General features: G+C 74.5%; 11 protein-coding genes. All 11 read left to right on the top strand.

Features of this window, described 5'->3' with window-relative positions; translation table 11 throughout:
* The first annotated feature begins 31 nt into the window (after positions 1 to 31).
* Positions 32 to 2287, top strand: coding sequence for a pyridoxal-phosphate dependent enzyme (locus ACF068_RS15230; protein WP_392274699.1), 2256 nt, complete (start codon positions 32 to 34; stop codon positions 2285 to 2287).
* A gap of 296 nt (positions 2288 to 2583) precedes the next feature.
* A complete protein-coding gene (locus ACF068_RS15225; protein WP_392274698.1) occupies positions 2584 to 4830 on the top strand; it encodes an MMPL family transporter in 2247 nt (748 codons plus the stop codon).
* Between the two features lie 281 nt (positions 4831 to 5111).
* Positions 5112 to 5843, top strand: a complete 732-nt coding sequence (locus tag ACF068_RS15220; protein ID WP_392274697.1) for a BTAD domain-containing putative transcriptional regulator — start codon at positions 5112 to 5114, stop codon at positions 5841 to 5843.
* A gap of 210 nt (positions 5844 to 6053) precedes the next feature.
* The gene (locus ACF068_RS15215) at positions 6054 to 7043 is read left to right on the top strand and encodes a LysR family transcriptional regulator (RefSeq protein WP_392274696.1); all 990 of its coding nucleotides are present in this window, start codon (positions 6054 to 6056) and stop codon (positions 7041 to 7043) included.
* A 77-nt stretch (positions 7044 to 7120) separates the two neighbouring features.
* Entirely contained in the window at positions 7121 to 7378 is a 258-nt protein-coding gene (locus ACF068_RS15210; protein ID WP_392274695.1) for an acyl carrier protein, read from the top strand.
* 55 nt (positions 7379 to 7433) lie between these two features.
* Entirely contained in the window at positions 7434 to 8666 is a 1233-nt protein-coding gene (locus ACF068_RS15205; RefSeq protein WP_392274694.1) for a beta-ketoacyl-[acyl-carrier-protein] synthase family protein, read from the top strand.
* On the top strand, positions 8666 to 9766 hold the full coding sequence (locus ACF068_RS15200; protein ID WP_392274693.1) for a beta-ketoacyl synthase N-terminal-like domain-containing protein: 1101 nt from the start codon (positions 8666 to 8668) through the stop codon (positions 9764 to 9766). Before ACF068_RS15205 ends, ACF068_RS15200 begins: the two co-directional genes overlap by 1 nt.
* On the top strand, positions 9767 to 10513 hold the full coding sequence (gene fabG, locus ACF068_RS15195; protein ID WP_392274692.1) for a 3-oxoacyl-ACP reductase FabG: 747 nt from the start codon (positions 9767 to 9769) through the stop codon (positions 10511 to 10513).
* Positions 10514 to 10544: 31 nt separating this feature from the next.
* Entirely contained in the window at positions 10545 to 11252 is a 708-nt protein-coding gene (locus ACF068_RS15190; protein ID WP_392274691.1) for a 2-hydroxychromene-2-carboxylate isomerase, read from the top strand.
* 221 nt (positions 11253 to 11473) lie between these two features.
* Positions 11474 to 23356 carry an amino acid adenylation domain-containing protein gene (locus ACF068_RS15185; RefSeq protein WP_392274690.1) on the top strand — a complete coding sequence of 3961 codons (11883 nt, stop codon included), beginning with the start codon at positions 11474 to 11476 and terminating at the stop codon, positions 23354 to 23356.
* Positions 23353 to 24174, top strand: coding sequence for an ABC transporter permease (locus tag ACF068_RS15180; RefSeq protein ID WP_392274689.1), 822 nt, complete (start codon positions 23353 to 23355; stop codon positions 24172 to 24174). The genes ACF068_RS15185 and ACF068_RS15180 overlap by 4 nt, the downstream gene beginning before the upstream one ends.
* The last annotated feature ends 18 nt before the right edge of the window (positions 24175 to 24192 follow it).

The following is a 24192-nucleotide window of genomic DNA, read 5'->3' as shown; positions in this document are numbered from 1 at the left end:
CCCGGCGCACGGATGGGAAGAGAGAGCGCACATGCTGAGCCAGAACGTGATCGAGGCCATCGGCCACACACCGCTGGTACGCCTGCGGCTGGGGGCCGACCGGGACGTCCGGGTCTACGCGAAACTCGAGATGAACAACCTGTTCGCGATGAAGGACAGGGTGGCCAAGCAGATCATCACCGAGGCGCGCCGGACGGGCGCACTGGCCGAGGGCGCCCCGATCGTGGAGAGCTCCTCCGGCACGATGGCCCTCGGGGTGGCCCTGGTGGGCACCGCCCTGGGCCATCCGGTGCACATCGTCACCGACCCGCGGATCGACCGGACGACGCTGGCGAAACTGGAGGCGCTGGGCTGCGAGGTGCACGTGGTGTCCGCGATGGACGACCGCGGCTGGCAGGGGGCCCGGCTGACCCGGCTGCGGGAGATCATGGACCGCAACCCGGGGGCGTTCTGGCCCCGGCAGTACGAGAACCCGCAGAACCCGGCCGCCTACCGGCACCTGGCCCAGGAGCTGCTGGGCGACCTGGACGCGGTGGACGTGCTGGTCGGCGCGGTGGGCAGCGGCGGTTCGCTGTGCGGCACCTCGCGCGTGCTGCGCGAGTCGCTGCCGGAGCTGTACGTGGTGGGCGTGGACTGCGTCGGCAGTGTGCTGTTCGGCCAGCCGGACCGGCCGCAGCGGTTGCAGAGCGGACTGGGCAACAGCCTGCACCCGCCGAACCTGGACCACGCGCTGATCGACGAGGTGCACTGGCTCAACGACCACGAGGCGTTCGCCGCCACCCGGGAACTGGCCCGGGAGGAGAAGCTGTTCGCCGGCAACACCTCCGGGTCGGTGTACCGGGTGCTGGGGGCCCTGGCCGCGCGGTCCGCGCCGGGCTCGACGCTGGTCGGGATCTTCCCGGACCGGGGGGACCGCTACGCGGACACCGTGCACAGCGACGCGCACTGGGCGGAGCAGGACCTCGCCCGGCTGCCGGTCGCCAGGGTGCCCCGTCAGGTCCTCGGCGGCACGGAGGTGCGCACGTGGTCGTATCGCCGCGACCGCCCGGACGCGCCGCGCCCGGCGTTCGTCTTCGTGGAGTCCAACACCACCGGGACGGGCATGCTGGCGCTGCGGATCGCCGCGGAGGCCGGTTACGAACCGGTGCTGGCGACCGGGAACGCCGGCAGGTACGGGGGGCTGGCCGGGACGGGTGCGACGGTCGTGGACTGCGACACCAACGACACCGACGCGCTGGTGCGGGCGGTGACCAAGGCGTTCGAACCCGGCCGGATCGCCGGGGTGTCGACGACCAGCGAGTTCTACCTGGTGGCGGCGGCCGCGCTGGCCACCGCCGTCGGTCTGCCGGCCGAGCGCGCCGAGGCGATAGCCGGCTGCCGGGACAAGGGGCGGCTGCGGGAAACGCTGCGGCGGGCCGGGATCCGGCAGCCGCGCTTCGAGGTGGTCGGGGACGGGCCGGCCGCCGCCGCGGCGGCGGGGCGGCTCGGGCTGCCGGTGGTGGTCAAGCCGGTCGACGACTCCGGTTCCACCCGGGTGCGGCGCTGCGACTCCGGGCGGGAGGCCGCGGAGCTGGCCGGTGAGATCGCGGCCCGGACGACCAACGGGCGCGGGCAGGCCATGGCGGGCCGGGCGCTGGTGGAGGAGTACCTGGACGCGCCCGAGTACAGCGTCGAGATGTTCGGGACCGGCGGGGAGCACCGGCTGATCGGTATCACCGAGAAGACCGTGACCGGCGCGCCGCACTTCGTGGAGTCCCGCCACCTGGTGCCGGCGGACCTGTCCGCCGAGGCGGCGGAGGAGATGGCCGGGACGGTGTCGGCCGCGCTGGCGGCGACCGGGCTCGGCCGGGGCCCGAGCCACACCGAGGTGAAGCGCACGGCGGCCGGGAGTGCCGTGGTCGAGATCAACCCGAGGCTGGCGGGCGGGCTGATCCCCGAGCTCTACCGGCTGGCCACGGGTGTCGACCTGCTGGCCGCCCAGGTGGCCCAGGCCGGCGGGGCCGAGCCCCGGTTGCCGGACGGCGTCGCGCGGCACGCGGGCATCCAGTTCCTCCTGCCCACCGAGCGGGGGGTGCTGGCGGGCGTGGCGGGGCTGGCGGAGGCGCGGGCGGTGCCGGGGGTCGAGCGGGTGACCGTCACGGCGGCCGTGGGCGACGGGGTGGCTCCTCCGACGGACGCGTACGGCCGGATCGGCCACATCGTGGCCGTCGGGGACAGCCGGGCGGCGGTGGTCGAGGCCCTCGACCGGGCCGAGGCCCTGGTGCGTGTCGAACTGCGGGAGCGGTGAACCGGACCTGACCGCGCGGCCGGGGAGGGCCGGTGCCGGGGCGGCGGACGTCCGGAAAGCCCCGGAGCGGCCTGCCGCTCCTTCGCCGGGCCCCCTGGCCGCCCGGCCCCTCCCCGCCCGCCGTGCGCGGGTGGGCGTGCGGACCCCGCCCCGGTGACCCGGGGGCCGGGGTCCGTGCCGTACGGGCCCACTTCCGCCCAACTGCCGTATGGCTGACGGGAGATGGCGCAGAACGATCGTTGACCCGCCCTCTTTCGCATGTAAGCTCAGACTTACACGTAGAAGGGATCGACGACGTGAGTAAGGGGCTGGAGACAGTGGAGAAACCCTCGGTCACCGTCAAGGTGGCGAGCTGGAGCGCGGCCCACCCCTGGCGCGCGATCGTCGGCTGGTTCGTCTTCGTCGCGCTGTGCCTGGCCGCCTCGGCCGCCGTCGGCACCCGCAGCGCCACCACCGAGGACTACCGGGTCGGCAACGCCGGGAAGGCGGAGGCGATCGCGACCGAGGGCGGCCTCCAGCGGCGGCCGGTCGAGCAGATCGTCATCGACTCGCCCTCCGGCGCCCTGGACGGGGCGGCGGCCCGGGCGGCCGCCGCCGACGTCACCGCGCGGATGGAGAAGCTCCCGGAGGTCGACCGGGTGGAGGAGCCGGTCCTCTCCCGGGGCGGCGACGTCCTCATGGTCCAGGTGGTCATGACGGGCGAGGAGCTCGCCGCGCGCAAGAAGGTCGGCCCGCTGGTGGAGCAGACGGAGGCGGTGCAGAAGGCCCACCCGGACGTACGGGTGCGGGAGACCGGCGGCCCCTCGATGAGCAAGGGCCTGGACAAGCAGCGCGGTGACGACCTCGCCTTCTCCGAGATGCTCACCCTGCCGGTCACCCTCATCACCCTGATGATCGCCTTCGGTTCGGTGACCGCGGCCGGTGTGCCCGTGCTGCTGGCGCTCTCCTCGATCGCGGCGGCGATGGGCCTGTCCGCCCTGGCGTCGCACGTCCTGCCGGACGCCGGCGTGGGCAACAACATCATCCTGCTGATCGGCCTGGCCGTCGGCGTCGACTACTCGCTCTTCTACCTCAAGCGGGACCGCGAGGAGCGGGCCCGGGCGGGCGGCCACCTCGGCTCGGAGGCGGTCGTGCAGCTCGCCGCGGCCACCGCCGGCCGGGCCATCGTGGTCTCGGGCTTCGCGGTGATCGTCTCCACCGCGACGCTGTACCTGGCGACCGACGTCATCTTCTCCTCGCTCGCCACCGGCGCCATCATCGTCGTCCTGGTCGCCATGGCCAGTTCGCTGACGGTGCTGCCCGCCCTGCTGGCCAAGCTCGGCGCCCGCGCCGAGCGCCGGGAGGCCCGCCGGGCGGCCCAGGGCAAGCGGGTCCGGGCGCACCACGGGACCAGCCGTACGTGGAACGCGCTGCTGCGGCCCGCGACCCAGCGCCCCGGCCTGACCCTGCTGGTCTCGGTGCTGATCATGCTGGGGCTGGCGGCGCCCGCCCTGGGCCTGAAGCTGAGCGTGCTGGGCCGGGACACCTTCTCCCGCGAGATCCCCGCGGTGCAGACCTACGACCGGCTGACCTCCGCCTTCCCCGAGAAGCTGGTCCAGCACCAGGTGGTGGTGCGCGCCGACGCGGAGCGCTCGGCCGAGGTGACGCGGGCGATGGAGGAACTGCGCCGGCGGGCCCAGGCGGACCCGATGTTCGCCAGGGACTCCGTACCGCCGCCCGTCTCCTCCCCCGACCGGCGGATCACCAGCCTGACCCTGTCCGTACCGTCCAAGCCCAGCTCGCCCCAGGCACTCCGGTCGCTGGACCGCGTCCGTGACGACTTCCTGCCGGCGACGGTCGGCACGGTGCCCGGCGCGGAGGCGTACGTCACCGGGGACATCGCCCGGGACGCCGACTACCTGGACCACCAGAACTCCAAGCTGCCGCTGATCGTGGGCTTCCTGCTGCTGGTGACCTTCGGGGTGACGGTGTTCGCCTTCCGCTCGGTGGTCATCGGACTGCTCGGCACGGCGCTCAACCTGCTGTCGGCGGCGTCCGCGTTCGGCCTGCTGGTCCTGGTCTTCCAGGGCGAATGGGCGGAGGGCGTCCTGGACTTCCACTCCACCGGCGCGATCGGCGCCCGGGTGCCGCTGTTCCTGTTCGTCATCCTCTTCGGGCTGTCGATGGACTACCAGGTGTTCGTGGTGAGCCGGATCAGGGAAGCGGCGCTGCGCGGCCTGGACACCCGGCGGGCCGTGCTGGAGGGCATCGGCAACTCGGCGGGCGTGGTGACCAGCGCGGCGGTCGTGATGGTCACCGTCTTCGCCAGCTTCGTCTTCCTCTCGCTGGTGGAGATGAAGCAGATGGGCTTCGTCCTGGCGGCCGCCGTCCTGCTCGACGCCTTCATCGTGCGGATCATGATCCTTCCGGCGGCGCTGACCCTGCTGGGCGCCGCGAGCTGGTGGCCGTCGCGAGGAATGCGAGCGGCCCGCGCAGAACAGACCGGAGAGACTGGTTCTGGCGGTCATCTCCCCCACCATGCCCGGGAATCCGGGCGAGTTTGAGCCACGGCTGCCGGTCCCGGCAGCCGCGCGAGACGGCCTTCTAATCCCCCGGGAAGGCCAGGTGCTGGGCCGCTCCATGGTTGAGCGGCCCAGCACCCTTTTTACGGACTGTCCGGCTCCGCAGTCATACCAACCAGGTATGGCAAAACCGCGTGGTTGGTATTTCACAGCGGCGTCACGGTGGGTGAGGATGTGGATCACACGAAGACGGGGGTGTCGAAAGCATGGAGATCCACATACTTGGCTCACTGGTACTGACGCGGGGCGCACGGACCTGGGGGGTGACCTCCAAGCGGGTGAGCTCGGTCCTGGCCCTGCTGGCCCTCGCCCCGGGCCAGCCCGTTCCGGTCGACCAGCTCATGGACGAGCTGTGGGGCGACGAGCGCATGGCCAACGCGAAGAACGCCCTCCAGGCCAATGTGACCCGGCTGCGCAGGCTCCTGGCGTCCGTGGCCGGCCGGGACGGCCGGGACCTCGTCCGCACCGTCGGCACCGGTTACGTCCTGGACGTCCCGGCCGAGTCGGTCGACGCCCACCGCTTCGCCGGCCTCGCCGACCGGGGCGCCGCGCTGGTCGGCCCCGACCCCGCGCTGGCGGTGCGGCTGCTGGAGAAGGCGCTGGGCATGTGGCGGGGTTCGGCCCTGCTGGACGTCAGCGAGGGCTTCCGCTGCCGGTCGGCGTCCGTCCGGCTGGAGGAGCGCCGGCTGACCGCGCACGAGGACCTCGTCACCGCCAAGCTCGCGGTCGGCGTGGAGCGCGTACCGGTGCCGGAGCTGCGGCAGCTCGCCGCCGAGCACCCGGGCCGCGAACGCCTCAGCGAGCTGCTGATGCTGGCGCTGTACCGCGACGGAAGACAGACCGAGGCCCTCGACGTGTTCCACCGGGCCCGTCGCCGGCTGGCCGAGGACCTCGGCGTGGAGCCCGGCCGCTCGCTGCACGCGGTGTACGAGGCGATCCTCCACCAGGACGACACCCTCGGGCGTCCCCACGGCGCCCTCGCCCTCACCGGCTGACCGCGCCCCACCCGCGGCCCCGCCGCCCGCCGCGCCCCACCCGCGGCCGCCCGCCGCTCCCGCCGCCTACGCCCCCGGAGAAAATCCCGGGGCACCCCGGCACCCGCGTGATTCAATTACCCTGCTGCACACGGCTCGCGCGTGACCTGACAGGGGGACGGACGCGAGGGCCCATATGTCCGGGGGAAGCGGGGGAGGGCTGGGTCCGCGATGCGCGTCGAGTTACGGCATGCCCGACTCGTAGCCGCCATTGCAAGCGCGGGGAGCATCTCCGCGGCCGCAGCCCAGCTCAACCTTCCGCAGCCTGCCCTCTCCTCCCAACTACGCCGCCTGGAGAGAGAGTTCGGCGGGGACCTGTTCGTCCGTTCGCACAGCGGCGTGGTGCCCACCCCGCTCGGCGAACGGCTGATACCGATGCTCGTCGACCTCGCCCGGCGCGGTGACGCCTTCATCGCCGAGGTGGCCGCGCAGAGCACCACCACCCTGCGCGTCGGCAACGTCGAGTGGACACCGCCCACACTCAGGGACGCCATCGCCGCGTGCCTGCCCGCCGCCGAGGTGCAGACCGAGACGGTGGACCCGGCCGACGCGATGCGGGCGGTCGCCGACGGGCTGCTCACCCTGGCGCTGGTGCCCAGCCCCCCGGAGGGGCAGCCCGCCGAGGGCGGGAACGTACCGCTGAGCACCGCGGTCGTGGTCCGCGAGCCGGTGTGGCTGGCGGTGCCCCCCGGGCACCCGCTGGCCGGACACGGACCGGTGACCGCCGCCGAGGTGCGGTCCCTGGAGTGGGTGCGGTACTCGCGGGGCCACTGGTTCCACGACCACGAGGAGGCGGCGTTCGCCGACCTCGTCGACGGCCGCCCCACCTCGGTGCACCGGGTGCGCGGTCACCACGAGGCGATGAGCTGGGTCCGCGAGGCCGGCGTGGCCGCGCTGACCGTGCCCACCGGTGCCACCAAGGACATCAGCCTGGTCCCGATCGCCGACGCGCACACCTACGAGATGGTGCTGGTGTGGCGTACGGACTCGCTCGGCCAGGCCACCCTGGGGAACCTGGTGGACAGCATCCGCCGCTACTACTGCGCCTACGCCCGCACCATCCCGCGCTACTGGTCCTGGATGACCGAGCACCCCGACGACTTCCGCGAGGTCCGGCGCTTCCTGACCGACCTCCCCGAGGCCACGCCCACCGCGGGCTGACCGACCGCCACGTCCTCGGCGCCGCACGTCAGTTCGCGGTCAGTGCGCTGTCAGCCGCGTACTCCAGCATCGTCTGCATGACTACAGCCACCAGCGCCGAACGGCGCGAAGAGATCAAGGGCATCATCTGCGACATCCTCGAGATCGAGCCGTCCGAGATGACCGGCACCAGCCGGTTCAAGGAGGACCACGAGGCCGACTCGATGGGTGCCATCGAGATCCTCTCCACCCTGGAGCGCGCCTACGGCATCGACCTCGACCAGAGCGTGCTGCCCCGCATGGTCCACCTCGACGCCGTGATCGCCGTCGTCGACGAGGCCGTGGCCGCCAAGTAGCCGGCGCTGCCCGGCCGGGCGCCGCCCGGGCCGGGCGCGAGGACGGGAGTGCAGGGTGTACGACAATGATCAGCGGCCCCGCCAGGTGGTGATCACCGGACTCGGCCTGGTCACCAGCATCGGCCTCGGGGTCGAGCAGTTCCTGGCCGGGCTCCGGGCGGGCCGCAGCGGGGCCAGCCCCATCACGGCCTTCGACACCACCGGTTTCGCGCACGCCAACGGGTGCGAGGTCACCGATTTCGACCCGGCGGAGTGGATCCGCACGGCCCGGCCGGAGGAACTGGGCCGGGCGACCCAGTTCTCCGTGGCGGCGGCCACCATGGCCGTCGCCGACGCGGGCATCGACCCGGACGAGCTCCGCGGCCGGCGGGCCATGGTGTCGGTCGGCACCACCGACGCGGAGTCCCGGGACCTGGACCTGCTGGCCGGCGAGCAGCTCGAACGGGGCCCGGAGCGGCTCAGCCGGCAGGTCGTACGACGGGCCCACGCCGGCCGGCTCTCGTCGGGCATCGTCCGCGAACTCGGGCTGACCGACGTCGAGGCCCTCACCATCCCCACCGCCTGCGCGGCGGGCAACTACGCCATCGGCAGCGCCTACGACGCGATCCGCGCGGGTGACGTCGACGTGGCCCTGGCCGGCGGGGCCGACGCGGTGTGCCGCAAGACCTTCGCCGGCTTCTACCGGCTGGGCACCATCGCCCCCGAGATGTGCCAGCCCTTCGACCGGGACCGCAAGGGCATCCTCACCGGTGAGGGCGCCGGCATCCTCCTGATGGAGAGCCTGGAGTCCGCCCGGGCCCGCGGGGCGCGGATCTACGCCGAGGTCCTCGGGTACGGGCTCACCTGCGACGCCCACCACCCCGTCGCCCCCGACCGGGACAGCCTCGCCCGCTGCATGGCGCTGGCCCACCGGAACGCCGGGATCAGCGCGGCGGACGTCGACTTCATCTCGGCCCACGGCACCGGCACCAAGGCCAACGACGTGACCGAGGCGGGCGCGATCCGCCAGGTCTTCGACGTCCCGCCGCCCACCGTCTCCATCAAGTCGATGGTCGGGCACAGCATGGGCGCGGCGAGCGCGCTCGGCTCGGCCGCCTGCGCCCTGGCCATCGCCGAGGGATTCATCCCGCCGACCATCAACCACCGCGAGACCGACCCGGACTGCGGGCTGGACTGCGTGCCCAACGAGGCACGGCCCGCCGACCTGTCCGTGGTGCAGAACAACGCGCTCGCGTTCGCGGGCAACAACGCCGTGCTCGTCCTGGGCCGGCACCGGGAGGCCGCCTGATGTCCGCACTGGTCTTCTCCACCTGGTCGGCGGTGACCCCGTACGGAGTGGGCGCGGAGCCCTTCCGCGCCGGCGTCCTGGCCGGCCGGAGCGCCGTCACCGCGCTCGACCGGGAGGCCTGGCCGGGGCCGTTCGACGAGGCCGCGCTGATCCCGGACTTCGACGTCACCGAGCACATCGGCCGCAAGGGCACCCGCACCATGGACCGGGTCACCGCCATCGCGGTGACCGCCGTCGGTCTGCTGCTGGCCGACGGCGGGGACGAACTGACGTCCCGGCCCGAGGAGACCGGGCTGGTGCTCGGCACCGGCTCGGGCAGCGTGCAGAGCATCATGGACTTCACCCGCGACTCGCTCGTGGGCGAGCGCCCGTACCACGTCGACCCGGCCCGCTTCCCCAACACGGTGATGAACCGGGCCGCCGGGCAGAGCGCCATCTGGCACGGCATCAAGGGCCCCAACACCACCATCGCCGGCGGCCGGCTGACCGGGCTGACCGCGCTGAGCTACGCCTCCCGGCTGCACCGCGGCGGGCACTGCGCGCGCGTGCTGTGCGGGGCGGCCGAGGAGTACTCCGTCCAGCGCGCCTGGCTGGAGTGGCACGGCCGGGACGGCGACGACCGGGAGACCCCGCTCGGCGAGGGCGGCGCGGTGTTCCTGCTGGAGACCGCCGAGGACGCCCGGGCCGCCGGCCGGCGCGTACGGGCCCGGCTGCTGACCACCCGGTTCCGTGCCTTCACCGAACCGTCCGGCGCCCGGGGCGCGCTGGCCGACTGCGTGCGCGACGCGCTGAAGCAGGCCGGCGCCCGGCCCGAGGACGTGCGGGTGGTGGCCCCGGCGGAGACGGGCGGCGAGCAGGCCGGTGTCGAGGAGGCCGCCGTCGCCGATGTGCTCGGCCCGGCCGGACCCCGCCCGCTCGGCCTGCGCGCGCTGCTGGGCGACACCTCGGCGGTGAGCGCGAACCTCCAGCTCGCGGCCGCGCTGACGGTGCTCGACGACGAAGGAACCCCACCCGGTGCGCTCGCCCTCGTGACGGCGGTCGACCGGGACGGCACGGCCGGCTGCGCACTGCTGGCCGCCGCGACGAACGAGGAGAGCTGAGTGGAGACGAACGCCCGCAGGGTGGCGCTGGTGACCGGGGGCTCCCGGGGGATCGGGCGGCACGTGGTCACCGGCCTCGCGCGGGACGGCTTCGACGTCGCGTTCTGCTACCGGTCCGACGAGGAGGCGGCGCGGTCGGCCGCCGAGGAGGCCGAGAAGGAGGGCGCGGCGGTGTTCACCGCGCGTGCCGACGTCGCCGAGCCGCGGGCGGCGAAGAACTTCGTCCGGGCGGCCGAGGAGGCGCTCGGGCCGCTGCACGCGGCGGTCTCCTGCGCCGGCATCGTCCGCGACAACCCGCTGGTGATGATGCCCGACGCGGACTGGGACGCGGTGCTGCGCACCAATCTGGACGGCACCTACCACCTGTGCAAGGCCGCCGTGTTCTCGATGATGAAGCGCCGGGCGGGCACCGTCGTCACGCTGTCGTCCGTGGCGGGCGTGTACGGCAACGCGACGCAGACCAACTACTCGGCGTCCAAGGCCGGGATCATCGGCTTCACCAAGGCGCTGGCCAAGGAATCGGGGCGCTACGGGGTGCGGGTCAACGCCGTCGCCCCGGGCTTCATCGACACGGACATGCTCTCCGGGCTGGCGCCCGAGCACACCCGGACGATGACCGAGCGGATCCCGCTGGGCCGCCTCGGCCGCCCCGGGGAGGTGGCGGACCTGGTGTCGTTCCTCGTCTCCGACCGCGCCACCTACATCACCGGACAGGTCTTCGGGGTCGACGGCGGCCTCGTCGTCTGACCCCCGTGTCCGATCCCCGTGAAGGAGCTGCATGCCCAGGAACAACACCCCGCGCTTCTACTTCTCGCTGCGCAGCCCGTACTCGTGGCTCGCGTACCGGGAGCTGACGGAGCACCACCAAGATCTGGTCGGCCTGCTGGAATGGCGGCCGTTCTTCGAACCGGACGCCGTCAGCGCGCGGATGCTCCAGGAGCGCGGCGGACGCTTCCCGTACTCGGAGATGTCACGCGAGAAGAACCGGTACGTCCTCCAGGACGTCGGCCGGATCACCAAGGCGCGCGGGATCCCCATCACCTGGCCGGTGGACGTCGACCCGGTGTGGGAGGTCCCGCACCTGGGCTACCTGGTGGCGGCCCGCGAGGGCCTGGGGCACGCGTACATCGCCGCGGTCTACCGGGCCCGGTTCGGTGAGGGCCGGGACGTGTGCGACCCGGCGACCATCGCCGGCATCGGCCGCGAGCTGGGGATCGACCCGGACGTGGTCTCCCGCGCCAAGGACGACCCCGAGCTGCGGGAGCGGGGCGTCGACGCGCTGATGGACGTCTGTACGGACGGCGTCTTCGGAGTGCCGTTCCTCGTCCGCGGCTTCAACCGGTTCTGGGGCCTGGACCGGCTCGGCGACTTCGTGGCCCACCTGCGCGGCACGACGCCCCCGGCGGCGTCCCTGCCCCCCGTCACGGCCGGCGCGGTCGGCATCGGCCGGTCGGCCGACGACGGCCACGCGGGCGGCTGCGGCTGACCCCGGCCGCCCGCGGGCGGACCGTCAGTTTCCGGTCAGTGCGCTGTCAGCGCGCTCGACCACCCTGGGAGACAACGCTGCCCCTGCCGGCCCCGGACGGCCGGCGGGGCGGCGCTCCCGCGTTTTCTGCGTGGCCCCATGCCCGTGAGCGTCGAGCGGTGACCGCGATCCGGCGGCCGGGACGGTGGCATGGACCTGGTGAACTTTCCGAGGGGATTGCAATGACTCGTGTGCCGACGGCCGGCTTGCCGCTCACCGCTGGCCAGAAGGACATCTGGTTCGACGAACGGCTCACCGGCGGCGGGGCCACGTACAACACCGCGATCTACTGGGACATCAGGGGCCCGCTGGACCGGGAGCGGTTCACCGCGGCGCTGGCCCGGCTCGCCGAGGAGTCGGAGTGCCTGCGGGCCCGCTTCTTCGAGGTCGACGGCGAACCCCGCCAGGTCGTCGAGGAGCTCACCGCCCTGCCGCTGACCGTCACCGACGTCAGCGGCGCGGCCGACCCGGAGGCAGCGGCCAACGACGCCATCCGGGCCGACCTGCGGGTGCCCTTCACGGTGGGCGGCGACACCCCGCTGTTCCGGCTGAGCGTCTTCACGCTGGCCGCGGACCGCACCATCTTCTGCCTGCTCAACCACCACCTGGTGTCGGACGGCTTCAGCTACGTCATCTACTGGCAGCGGCTGTCGGCCCTGTACGAGGCGATGACCGCGGGCACCCCGCTCGACGAGGGGCGCTTCGCCCCGCTGAGCACGCTGATCGAGGCGGAGGCGGCCTACGAGGGCTCCCCGCGCCAGGAGCGCGACCGGGCCTACTGGGAGGCGCGCTTCGCCGACGCCCCCGCACCGGTGACGCTGGCCCACCGCGACGCCGCGCCGGCCCAGACGTTCCTCCGGGAGGGGACCGTCCTCGCCGACGACCTCGCCGACCGGCTGCGCGCCGTGGCCTGGGATGCCCGGGTGACCTGGCAGACGGTGCTGGTCGCCGCGCTCGGCGCCTACACCCAGCGCCTGACCGGCACCGACGAGGTCATGCTGTCGCTGCCGGTGACCGCCCGGGTGGGCGGCACCCTCCAGAACATCCCCGGCATGGTCGTCAACTACCTGCCGCTGCGGCTGCGGACGGGCCCCCGCACCACCCGGGGCGAGCTGCTGGCCGCCGCGCACAAGGAGATCACCGGGGCGCTGCGGCACCAGCGGTACCGGGTCAGCAAGGTGCGCCGCGGCATGGGGCTGGCCAGCGACGACCGGCGGCCGTTCGGCCCGTTCCTCAACATGATGCCGCAGATCGAGAAGCTGACCATCGGTCCGTGCGAGGCCGTCCTCCAGAGCCCGTCCACCGGGCTGGTGGACGACCTGGAGTTCACCGTCGCCGACAAGGGCGCGGCCGGCGTGGGCGTGGACCTCAGCGCCAACGAGAGCCGCTACGACCGCGACGAGGCGCGCGGCCACCTGCGGCGGTTCATCGGCTGGCTCAACCGCTTCGTGTCCGCCGGCTCCGACGAGCCGCTCGGCGCGCTGGAGCTGCTGACGCCCGGCGAGCGGGCCGGGCTGACCGCCGTGCTCACCGGCCCCGCGCGGCCCGAGCCGTACGTCGGCGTCGTCGAGCGGGTACGGGCCCGGGCGGCGGAACGCCCGGACGCGGTGGCCGTGACGGACGACACCGGCAGCCTGACCTACGCGCGGCTGGCCGGCCGGGCGGGGGCGCTGTCCCGCCGGCTCGCCGGGACCGGCCTGGTGGCCGTACTGGCGGAGCCCGGGCGGGACTTCGTGGTGACCGAGCTGGGCGTGCTGGGTGCCGGGCGGGCCTTCCTGCCGCTCGACGCCCGCTCGCCGCACGCCCGGCTGACCGCGCTGCTCGCGGACAGCGGGGCGACCTGCCTGGTGGCCGACCCCGTCAACCGGGGCCTGGCCGAGCGGCTGGTCGCGGAGGCGGGCCGGGAGCTGGAGCTGCTGGTCCTGGACGGCGCCGAGGACGCGCCCGGCGACCTGGCGCCCGTCCTGGGCGGTCCGGAGGACCTGGCGTACGTCATCTTCACCTCCGGCTCCACGGGCAAGCCCAAGGGCGCCATGGTGCAGCGCGGCGGCATGGTCAACCACCTGCTCGCCAAGGTGGAGGAGCTCTCCCTCACCCGGGCGGACAGCCTGGTGCACAACGCCCCGGTGACCTTCGACATCACGGTGTGGCAGACGCTGACCACCCTCCTGGTCGGCGGCCGGGTCCGGGTGGTGAGCCGGGAGACCGCGGCCGACCCGGACGCCCTGTTCGGCGTCATCGGCGACGAGGGGCTGACCGTGCTGGAGGTGGTCCCGTCCCTGCTGCGCGCCACCCTCGACGCCTGGGACACCACCGGCGGCGCCCCCCGGCTGCCCGCCCTGCGCTGGATGATCTCCAATGGCGAGGCGCTCGCGCCCGGCCTGTGCGACCGCTGGTTCGCCCGCTACCCGTCCGTCCCGCTGGTCAACATGTACGGCCCCACGGAGTGCTCGGACGACGTGACGCACGCCTACGTCCGCCGCGGCGACGTCATCGACGGGGTGTACGTCCCGATCGGCCGCCCGCTGCGCAACACGCTGCTGTACGTGCTGGGCGACGAGCTGCGGCCGGTGCCGCGCGGGGTGCCGGGCGAGCTCTTCATCGGCGGCGCCGGGGTGGGCCGCGGTTACCTGGGCGACCCGCGCCGCACGGCCACCACCTTCGTGGCCGACCCGTTCGCGGGCCACGGCGCCCGGATGTACCGCACCGGTGACCGGGTGGTGCTGCGGGCGGACGGGCAGCTCGACTTCATCGAGCGCCGTGACCACCAGGTCAAGATCCGCGGCCACCGCATCGAGCTGGGCGAGGTCGAGGCGGCGCTGCGCGCGCTGCCCGGCGTCTCGGACGCGGTGGTGACCGCGAGCGCCGACGCGGCCGGGCAGAAGCGGCTCATCGGCTACTACGTGCCCGGGGCGGACGCCACGGACACGGTGGGCGCCACGGACGCGGTGGACGCCGCCGCCCCGGACGCCGACGCGGTGCGGGACGGTCTCGCCCGGGTCCTGCCCGGCTACATGGTGCCGGCGGCCCTGGTGGCCCTGGACGCGCTGCCGCTGACGGCGCACGGCAAGGTGGACCGCAAGGCCCTGCCCGTGCCGGCCCATGCCGCGCCCGCCGCCGCGCCCGCCGCGGCCGCGCCCGAGGCGCCCCGCGGCCCCGTGGAACGGATCGTCGCCCAGGTGGTGGCCGAGGTGCTCGGACTGCCGTCGGTCGGCCGGGACGACAGCTTCTTCGCCGTCGGCGGCGACAGCATCAGCTCCATCCAGGTGGTCAGCCGGGCCCGCAAGGCCGGGCTGGTCATCACCTCCCGCGACGTCTTCCTGCACCGCACGCCCGCGGCCATCGCGGCGGCCGCGCGGCCCGTCGAGGACGAGGCACCGGCGGCCGCCCGGGACGGCGTCGGCGAGATCGAGCCCACCCCGATCGTGGACCAGCTCCGCGAGGAGCTCGCCGAGCTGCCCGACGCGGCACGGGAGTTCAGCCAGTACGTCACGGTCGCGGTGCCCGCCGGGGCCGGCGGCGCCCCGCTGACGGCGGCCGTACAGGCACTGCTGGACACGCACGACACCCTGCGGACGCGGCTGGCCGTCCCGGCTCCGGGGCTGTGGTCGCTGGAGACGCTGCCCGTCGGGGCGGTGTCCGCCGCGGACGTCCTCACCCGCGTCGACGTCTCCGGCACGGACGCGGGCCCCGGCGACGGCACGGACGCGGCCGCCGGCACCGGGGCGGACCCGCTGGCCGCCGAACTGGCCGCCGCGCGCGGCAGGCTGCGGCCCGAGGACGGCCTGGTGGTGCAGGCCGTGCACCTCGACGCCGGCCCCGGCCGGCCGGGCCGCCTGCTCCTGGTGATCCACCACCTCGCCGTGGACGGGGTGTCCTGGCGCATCCTGCTGCCCGACCTGGAAGCCGCCTGGCACCAGGCGTCCGAGGGCCGCCCGGTGCGGCTCGACCCCGTCCCCACCTCCTTCCGGGGCTGGGCGGGCGCCCTGTCCCAGGAGGCCCGCACCGCCCGGCGCGCCGGTGAACTGGCCTGGTGGACCGCGCAGTCGGACCCCGGCGAACCGCTGCTGGGCACCCGGCCCGTCGACCCGGCCCGCGACACCCGCGCGACCGCCGGACGGGTCACCGTCGAGCTGTCCGCCGAGCGCACCGCCGAGCTGCTCACCACGGTCCCGGCGCTGTTCCACGCCGATGTGGACGAGGTGCTGCTGACCGGCCTTGCCCTCGCCCTGGCGGACCGGAACCGCCGGCGCGGCGTCCCCGCCACCCGCACGGTGGTGGAGCTGGAGGGGCACGGCCGCGAACCGGTCGCGGGCGAGCCGGACCTGTCCCGCACCGTCGGCTGGTTCACCAGCGTGTACCCGGTCGCCCTGGACGTCGGCGACCTCGACCGGCAGGACGTCACCGCGGCCGGCACGAGCTGCGGCACCGCGCTCAAGCGCGTCAAGGAGCAGCTCCGCGCCGTCCCCGGCCACGGCCTCGGGCACGGGCTGCTGCGGCACCTGAACCCGCAGACCGCACGGGTGCTGGCCCGCCGGCCGGTCCCGCAGATCGGCTTCAACTACCTGGGCCGGTTCACCGCCGGTACCGGTGAGGCCTGGCGCATGGAGTCCGGCGCCTCCGGCGAGACCGCCCACCCGGACACCCCGCTGCGCCACCCCGTCGAGGTGGTGTCCGTCACCGAGGACCGCCCCGGCGGCCCGGTGCTGTCGGCGACCTGGACGTACGCCGGCGGGATCCTCACCGAGGAGGACGTCCGCGAGCTCGCCGACGGCTGGTTCCGCGCCCTCGGCCTGCTCGCCGAACACGCCCGGCGCCCCGGGGCGGGCGGCCGCACCCCGTCGGAGTTCCCGCTCGTCGCGATCGGCCAGGACGAGATCGAGGCCTACGAGCGGGAGGTCGAGGACCTGACGGACGTCCTGCCGCTGTCGCCGCTCCAGCGCGGCCTGCTGTTCCAGGCCGAGTTCGACCGGCACGGGATGGACGCGTACACCCTCCAGGTCCTCATGGACATCAGCGGGCCGCTGGACAAGGACGTGCTGCGGCGGGCGGTGGCGGCGCTGCTGGAGCGCAACGACGCCCTGCGCGCCTGCTTCCGCGACCGGGACACCGGCGACCCGGTGCAGCTCGTCCCCGGCTCCGTGGAGCTCCCCTGGCACGAGGTCGACCTGACCGGTGCGGCGGAGGAGGACCGGGAGGCGGAGACGGTCCGGCTGACCGACGATGAGTGGCTGCGCCGGTTCGACGTGGCCGAGGCCCCGCTGACCCGCTTCACCGTCTACACGCTGGGCCCCGACCGGTACCGGGTGGTGTGGACCGCGCACCACATCCTGGTGGACGGCTGGTCCCTGTCGGCCGTCCTCGCCCACGAGCTGGTCACCCTGTGGTCGAACGGCGGCGACGCCTCGGCGCTGCCGCCGGTGGTCCCGGTGCGCGGCTACCTGGAGTGGGCGGGCGCGCAGGACAAGGAGGCCGCGCGGGAGGCGTGGCGCCGGGAGCTGGCCGGGGTGGACGAGCCGACCCGGCTCGGCCCCGCCGACCGGGCCCGGGTCGAGACGCTGCCCGGGACCTGGGTCACCGAGCTGCCCGAGGACCTGACGCGGGCGCTCACCTCGTGGGCCCACGCACGCGGACTGACGATGAACACCGTGGCGCAGGGCGCCTGGGCGGTGGCCCTCGGCCGGCTGACCGGCCGCCGGGACGTCACCTTCGGCGCGGTCGTCTCCGGCCGGCCCGCCGAACTGCCGGGCGTGGAGCAGATGGTCGGCTCGTTCATGCACACCCTGCCCGTGCGGGTGACGCTGAGCCCGGGGACGACCCTGGAGGAGATGCTGACCGACCTCCAGTCGCGGCGGCTCGCCCTCGAACCGTACGAGCACCTGGGCCTGGCCGAGGTGCAGCAACTGGGCGGTGTCGGGGAGCTGTTCGACACGGTGGTGAGCTTCCACAACTACCCGACCGGTGTGCTCGACCGCATCGGCGACCACGTCCCCGGCCTGTCCATGCTCGACTGGAAGGCCCGGGTGATCGCCGAGTACCCGCTGGCGCTCGGGGTGTTCCCCGGCGAGCGCCTGCGGCTGGAGGCGCAGTACCGGCCGGACGTCTTCGACGCCCGGGGCGTGGAGGCGGTCGTGAGCCGCTTCGTCCATGTCCTCCGGGCGCTGGTCGCCGCCCCGGGCGCGCGCCTCGGCGACGTGGACGCGCTCGGCGACGACGAGCGGCGGCTGCTGCTCGGCGCCTGGGCCGGTGAGCCGGCGCCGGTCGCCCCGCGTCCCGCGACGGTGCCTTTCGAGGAGCACGCCGCCCGGACGCCGGACGCCGTCGCGGTCCTCGACGGCGGCGAGGAGGTCACGTACGCGGAGCTCAACGCCCGCGCCAACCGGCTGGCCCGGCTGCTGGTCGACCGCGGGGTCGGCCCCGAGGACCTGGTCGCCGTGGCGCTGCCGCGCTCGGCCGCCATGGTGGTGGCGGCGCTCGCGGTACTCAAGGCGGGTGCCGCGTATCTGCCGGTCGACGCCGCCTACCCGGCGGACCGCATCGCGTACATGCTGGACGACGCCCGCCCGGTGGCCGTGCTGACCAGCGGGGAGATCGCCGAGCGGCTGCCCCTGGGTGCGGCGGCCGTCATCGCCGTCGACACGGCCGCCACGGCGGGCGCGCTCGCCGGGTACGCGGCCGGCGACGTCACCGACGCCGAGCGCCGCGCCCCTCTGGACGCCCGCCACCTCGCCTACGTGATCTACACGTCCGGGTCCACCGGGCGGCCCAAGGGTGTCGCCGTGGCGCACCAGGGGCTGATGACGATGGTCGCGAGCCTGGTCGAGCGCTTCGGCCTGGACGCGGACACCCGGGTGCTCCAGTTCGCCTCGTTCAGCTTCGACGCCTCGGTGTGGGAGCTGATGCTGGCACTGCTCAACGGCGGCACGCTGGTGATCGCCGACGAGGAGTGCCGTACGCCGGGCCGGCCGCTGGTCGACCTGATCCACTCGGCCCGGGTCAATCTGGCCGGTCTGCCGCCGGTGGTGGTGGGCGGACTGCCCGAGGGCAGCACCCTGCCCGCCGACCTGCGCCTCGCGGTCGCCGGCGAGGCGGTGCCCGCCGAGGTCGTGGAGCGCTGGGCGTCGGCCGTGCGGCTGTACAACGGGTACGGTCCGACGGAGGCCGTGGTCAGTTCCACGGTCGCCGGACCGCTGTCCGGGACCGGCCGGCCGCCCATCGGCCGTGCGACCTCCGCGCACCGCGTCTACGTCCTGGACCGGGACCTGGCGCCGGTGGCGGTCGGGGTGACCGGGGAGCTGTACGTCTCCGGCGGCCTGGCCCGCGGCTACCTGCGCCGCCCGGACCTCACCGCCCAGCGGTTCGTGGCCGACCCGTACGGCGCCCCGGGCGAGCGGATGTACCGCACCGGGGACCTGGTGCGGCGGCTGGACGACGGGCAGCTCGACTACGTGGGCCGGGCCGACGACCAGGTGCAGCTCCGCGGTTTCCGCATCGAGCTCGGCGAGGTGTCGTCGGCGCTGCTGGCCCAGGAGGGCGTGGCGCAGGCGGCCGTGACCGTACGGGAGGACGAGAGCGGGGACCGGCGCCTGGTGGCGTACGTGGTCCTCGCCGAGGAGGGCGCCGTCGCCGACGGGCTGCGTGAGCGGCTGGCCGGCGAACTGCCCGACTACATGGTCCCCTCCGCGGTGGTGGCGCTGCCCGAGCTGCCGCTGACCCCGCAGGGCAAGCTCGACCGCAAGGCGCTGCCCGCGCCGAGCGCGCACACGGCGACGACGGGGCGCGAGCCGCGCACTCCCGCCGAGGCGATCCTGTGCGGGCTGTTCGCCGACGTGCTCGGCCTGGACCGGGTGACGATCGACGACGACTTCTTCGACATCGGGGGCCACTCGCTGCTGGCGACCCGGCTGATCAGCCGGGCCCGTACGGCGCTCGGCGTGGAACTGCCCATCCGGGCCCTGTTCGAGGCCCGTACGGTGGCGGCCCTGGCCGGCGGGCTGGACGCGGCCGACACGGCCCGTCCCGCCCTGGTGCCGGCTCCCGCCGGTGCCGCGGGGACGCTGTCCTTCGCGCAGCAGCGGCTGTGGTTCCTCAACCGCCGCGAGGCCCGCTCCACCGGCACGTACAACTCGCCGATGACGTTCCGGCTCACCGGGCGGCTGAACGCGGAGGCCCTCCGGGCCGCGCTGGGGGACCTCGCCGGGCGGCACGAGGTGCTGCGCACGGTGATCCCCGAGGTCGACGGCAGGCCGGTGCCGCGGGTGCTGGACGCCGCGGACGGCGGGCCCGGGCTGAAGGTGCGGGCGCTGTCCGAGGACGGCCTGGCCGCCGCCCTGGACGCCGAGTACGACCTGGGCTTCGACCTGACCCGGGAGACCCCGCTCCGGGCGCGCCTGTTCGGGATCGGCAAGGACGACCACGTCCTGCTGCTGGTCTTCCACCACATCGCCTTCGACGGCTGGTCGATGGCGCCGCTGCTGGGCGACCTGTCCGCCGCCTACCGGGCGCGGTGCGCCGGCCGGGCCCCCGAGTGGGCGCCGCTGCCGGTGCAGTACGCGGACTACGCGGTGTGGGAGCGCGCGCTGCTGGGGTCGCCCGACGACCCGGACAGCCATGTGTCGCGGCAGCTCGCGTACTGGAAGGAGGCGCTGGCGGGGCTCCCGGAGGAGCTGGCGCTGCCGGCGGACTCCGCCCGGCCGGCGGTGAGCGGCAACTCCGGCGGCGAGGTCATGTTCGAGCTCGACGCGGAGCTGTACGCCACCCTGGTGGGCATCGCCCGGCGGGCCGGGGCCACCGAGTTCATGGTGTTGCAAGCGGCGTTCGCGGCGCTGCTCACCCGGCTGGGCGCCGGCACCGACATCCCCGTGGGCACCTCGGTGGCCGGGCGCACCGACGACGCGCTGGGAGACCTGGTCGGCTTCTTCGTCAACTCCCTGGTGCTGCGCACCGACACCTCGGGCGACCCGGTCTTCACCGATCTGCTGGCCCGGGTCCGGGAGGCGGACCTGGCGGCCTACTCCCACCAGGACGTGCCCTTCGAGCAGGTGGTGGACGCGCTCAACCCGCCGCGCTCGCTGGCCCGGCACCCGCTGTTCCAGGTGATGCTGACGTTGCAGAACAACGAGGACGCGCCGCTGGTGCTGCCCGGTCTGACCGTGCGCCCCACGTTCGTGGAGTCCGGCCGGATCAAGGTCGACCTGGCGCTGCAACTGCTGGAGTGGCCCGAGGACGGTTCCATGCGGGGCCTGCTCGGCTTCAGCACCGACCTGTTCACCCGGGACACCGCCGAGCGGATGGTGGCGGGCTTCGTCCGGCTGCTGCGCGCGGTGGCCGCCGACCCGGGGGTCCGGCTGAGCGCGGTGGACGTGCTCGGTGACGACGAGCGCGCCCTGGTGCTCACCGGGTGGAACGACACCGCCCGGGAGGTGCCCGACGCCACGCTGCCCGAGCTGTTCGCGGCGCAGGCGGCCCGCACCCCGGACGCGACGGCGGTCCTGTCCGAGTCCGGTTCGCTCACCTACGCCGAGCTCGACGCCCGCTCCAACCAGCTCGCCCGGCACCTGATCGAGTCCGGTGCCGGCCCGGAGGGGGTCGTGGCGCTCGCGCTGCCCCGGTCGCCGGAGGCGGTCGTCGCGGTGCTCGGCGTGCTGAAGTCCGGCGCGGCCTATCTGCCGGTGGAGGCCGACGAGCCGGTCGCGCGGCTCAAGCGGATGTTCGCCGGGACCGCGCCGCTGCGGGTGGTCACCAGCGGTGACCTCGCCCGGCGGATGCTGGCCACCGGGACGGTGCCGGTGGTGGTGGACGGCCCGGCGGTGAAGGCCGCCGCGGCGACCGCCGTCACGGACGCCGACCGGACGGCCCCGCTGCGCACGGCGCATCCGGCGTACGTGGTGCACACCGCCGGTGCCGGCGGCCGCCCCCGGGGCGTCGTCGTGGAGCACCACGCGGTGGTCAACTACCTGGCCTGGGCCCGGGACGCCTACCGCGGTGCCGGTGAGGACGCGCTGCTGGCCACCCCGCTGTCGTTCGACGTGTCGGTGACGGGACTGTTCCTGCCGCTGGTCACCGGCGGCACGGTGCGCCTGGCCGAACTGGCGGAGGACGACGCCACGGCGTGCGGCGGCGCCGCGTTCCTGAAGGGCACCCCGTCCCACCTGGCGCTGCTGGCCGCGCTGCCCGGCGGCTGCTCGCCGACCGGGGAGCTGGTCCTCGCCGACGAGCCCGTGCCGGCCGAGCGGCTGGCCCCCTGGCGCGAGGCCCACCCGGATGTGCGGGTGGTCACCGAGTTCGGCCCGACGGAGGCCACGGTGGGCGCCCTGTCCGGGACGGTGGAGCCCGGCGAGGACACCGGCGACGGCGTCCTGCCGCTGGGCCGGCCGATCGCCAACGTACGGGCGTACGTGCTCGACCCCTGGCTGAACCCGGTCGGGCCCGGGGTGACCGGGGAGCTGTACCTGGCCGGTGACGGGCTGGCCCGGGGCTACGCGCACGCCCCGGCCGCCACCGCCGAGCGCTTCCTCGCCTGCCCCTACGGGCCGCCCGGCACGCGGATGTTCCGCACCGGGGACCTGGTCAGGCGGGGCGCCGACGGCGCGCTGCGGCACGTGGGCCGCTCGGACGACCAGGTGCGCGTGCGCGGCTTCCGGGTCGCGCTCGGCGAGGTCGAATGGGAGCTGGCGTCCGGGCCCTCGGTCGAGCGGGCCGCGGTGGTGGCCCGCGAGGACCGTCCCGGTGACGTCCGGCTGGTGGCGTACGTGGTGCCCGCCGAGGGTGCGGTGGTGGACACCGCCGCGCTCGCCAAGGCGGCGGGCGCGGCACTGGCCCCGTACATGGTGCCCTCGGTGTTCGTGGTGCTCGACGCGCTGCCGCTGACCCCGGACGGCCGGGTGGACCGGGCCGCGCTGCCCGCGCCCGACGCGGCGCGGGACACGGCCGGGACGGCGCCGCGCGACGAGACCGAGGCGGTGCTGCACGACATCGTCACCGAGGTGCTGGGGCTGCCGGAGATCGGGGTGGAGCAGAGTGTCTTCGACGCCGGCATGGACAGCATGAAGTCCCTGCTCCTGGTCCACGGGGCGCGCAACGCCGGGCTGGAGCTGACCATCGCCGATGTGTTCGTGCACCAGAGCGTGGCGGAGCTCGCCGAGGTCTGCCGCGGCGGCCCGGTCACGGCCCCGGCCGCACCCGGGCGCCTGGGCGGGGCGGAGCTGATGTCCGAGGCGCTGGCCGCCCCGGCGGAGCCCGGCATGGACGATCCGTTCAGCACGATGCTGTGCATCAGGCCGACCGGTGACCGGCCGCCGGTGTTCTGCGTGCACAGCGGCGTCGGCTTCAGCCTGCCGTACCTGCCGCTCGCCCGGCACATCGGCCCCGAGCACCCGATCTACGGCATCCAGGCCCCGTGCGTGGTGGACTTCGCGCCGCTGCCCGGTTCGGTCGAGGAGATCGCCGCCGACTACGTCCGGAGGATGAAGGAGGTCCGGCCGGAAGGCCCGTACCACCTGCTGGGCTGGTCGTTCGGCGGGACGATCGTCTACGAGATGGCCGTGCAGCTACGGGCCGCCGGCGAGGAGGTCGGGGTGCTCACCGTCCTCGACGCCTACCCCCGCACCGGGGTGCCCGACGACCGCGAGGAGCAGTCGCTGTACGCCTGGCTGCTGGAGGGCATCGGGCACCACCGTTCCGAGTACGGCGACCGGGACCTGACCGTCCGGGACGTCTTCGACGCGCTGCGCCGCGACAACAGCCCGCTGGCGCGGATGGGAGAGGACCGGATGGCCCGCATGGTCGATCTGATGAGTCATCACCAGACTCTGAAGTCGAGTTACGCGCCCGGCCGTTACGACGGCAGGATGCAGCTCTTCGTCTCCGAGTCACCGCTCTCCGACGGGGAACGGACGAACAAGGTCGGGCTGTGGAAGCCCGTGTTCGACGGGCCGATGGACGTCCACCACGTCGCCTGCACCCACGACGACATGATGAGCGCCGGACCGCTCCGGGAGATCGGCCCGGCCGTCACCGCCGAACTGGCGCGCTGGCACGCCGCGCACGAGGGCGGTCGGTCATGACGACGGCCGCCTCGATCCCCCGCCCCGCCCCCGCGGCGGCCCTCCTCACGGAGGTCGCCGCGGTGACCGGCCGCCGCCTGCGGCACCTGCGGCGGGCCCCCGCCCGGGTGCTGGGCGTGGCGCTCAGCCCGCTGGTGAGCATGGTGATGCTCGGCTACCTGTTCCGGGACTCCATCACGCTGCCCGCCGGCGGCTCGTACGGGGAGTACGTCTTCGCCGGCGGCGCCGTCCAGGTGGCCCTCGCCTGTGTCGGGCCCACCGCGATCTCGGTGGCGCTGGACCTGCACGGCGGGATGACGGACCGGTTCCGGTCGCTGCCGATCGGCCGGTCGGCGGTGCTCTTCGGGCACACCCTCGCCGACCTGCTGGTCGGGCTGCTGGGGCTGGTCGTCGTGACCGGCGCCGGGCTGCTGCTGGGCTGGCGCCCGAACGCCGGGCCGCTGTCCGTGCTGGCCGGCTTCGCGCTGATCGCCGTGTTCGTCTACGCGATGCTGTGGCTGGGCGTGCTCTTCGCGCTGACCCTGCGCAACGTGGAGACGATCAGTGTGATCACCCCGTTCGTGGTGATCGTGCTGCCGTTCCTGTCCAACGCGTTCCTGGCCCCGCAGAACATCCCGTCGGCGATCCGGCCGGTCGCGGAGTGGAACCCGGTGAGCGCCGTGATCGCCTGCTGCCGCCGGCTGTGGGGCAACCCCGCGACCACCGGCGGCAGTTTCCCCGCCGACCACCCCGGGCTGGTGGCCGCGGTGTCCGTGGGCCTGCTCCTCGCCCTCTGCTCGCTCGTGAGCCTCCGCCGCTACCGCACAGCGGGCGCCTGAACCCCGGAGAGAGAGACC

Origin of the sequence: Streptomyces sp. NPDC016309 (assembly GCF_043077235.1) — a bacterium.
Taxonomy (GTDB): domain Bacteria; phylum Actinomycetota; class Actinomycetes; order Streptomycetales; family Streptomycetaceae; genus Streptomyces.
The sequence above is the reverse complement of the archived record's forward strand: the minus strand, read 5'-3'. Positions and strand labels throughout refer to the sequence as shown.

Bases quoted from the DNA above. Each gene is read 5' to 3' on its own strand.
- ACF068_RS15215 (WP_392274696.1), top strand. From the start codon at position 6,054: ATGCGCGTCGAGTTACGGCATGCCCGACTCGTAGCCGCCATTGCAAGC.
- ACF068_RS15180 (WP_392274689.1), top strand. From the start codon at position 23,353: ATGACGACGGCCGCCTCGATCCCCCGCCCCGCCCCCGCGGCGGCCCTC.
- ACF068_RS15230 (WP_392274699.1), top strand. From the start codon at position 32: ATGCTGAGCCAGAACGTGATCGAGGCCATCGGCCACACACCGCTGGTA.
- ACF068_RS15210 (WP_392274695.1), top strand. From the start codon at position 7,121: ATGACTACAGCCACCAGCGCCGAACGGCGCGAAGAGATCAAGGGCATC.
- ACF068_RS15185 (WP_392274690.1), top strand. From the start codon at position 11,474: ATGACTCGTGTGCCGACGGCCGGCTTGCCGCTCACCGCTGGCCAGAAG.
- ACF068_RS15190 (WP_392274691.1), top strand. From the start codon at position 10,545: ATGCCCAGGAACAACACCCCGCGCTTCTACTTCTCGCTGCGCAGCCCG.
- ACF068_RS15200 (WP_392274693.1), top strand. From the start codon at position 8,666: ATGTCCGCACTGGTCTTCTCCACCTGGTCGGCGGTGACCCCGTACGGA.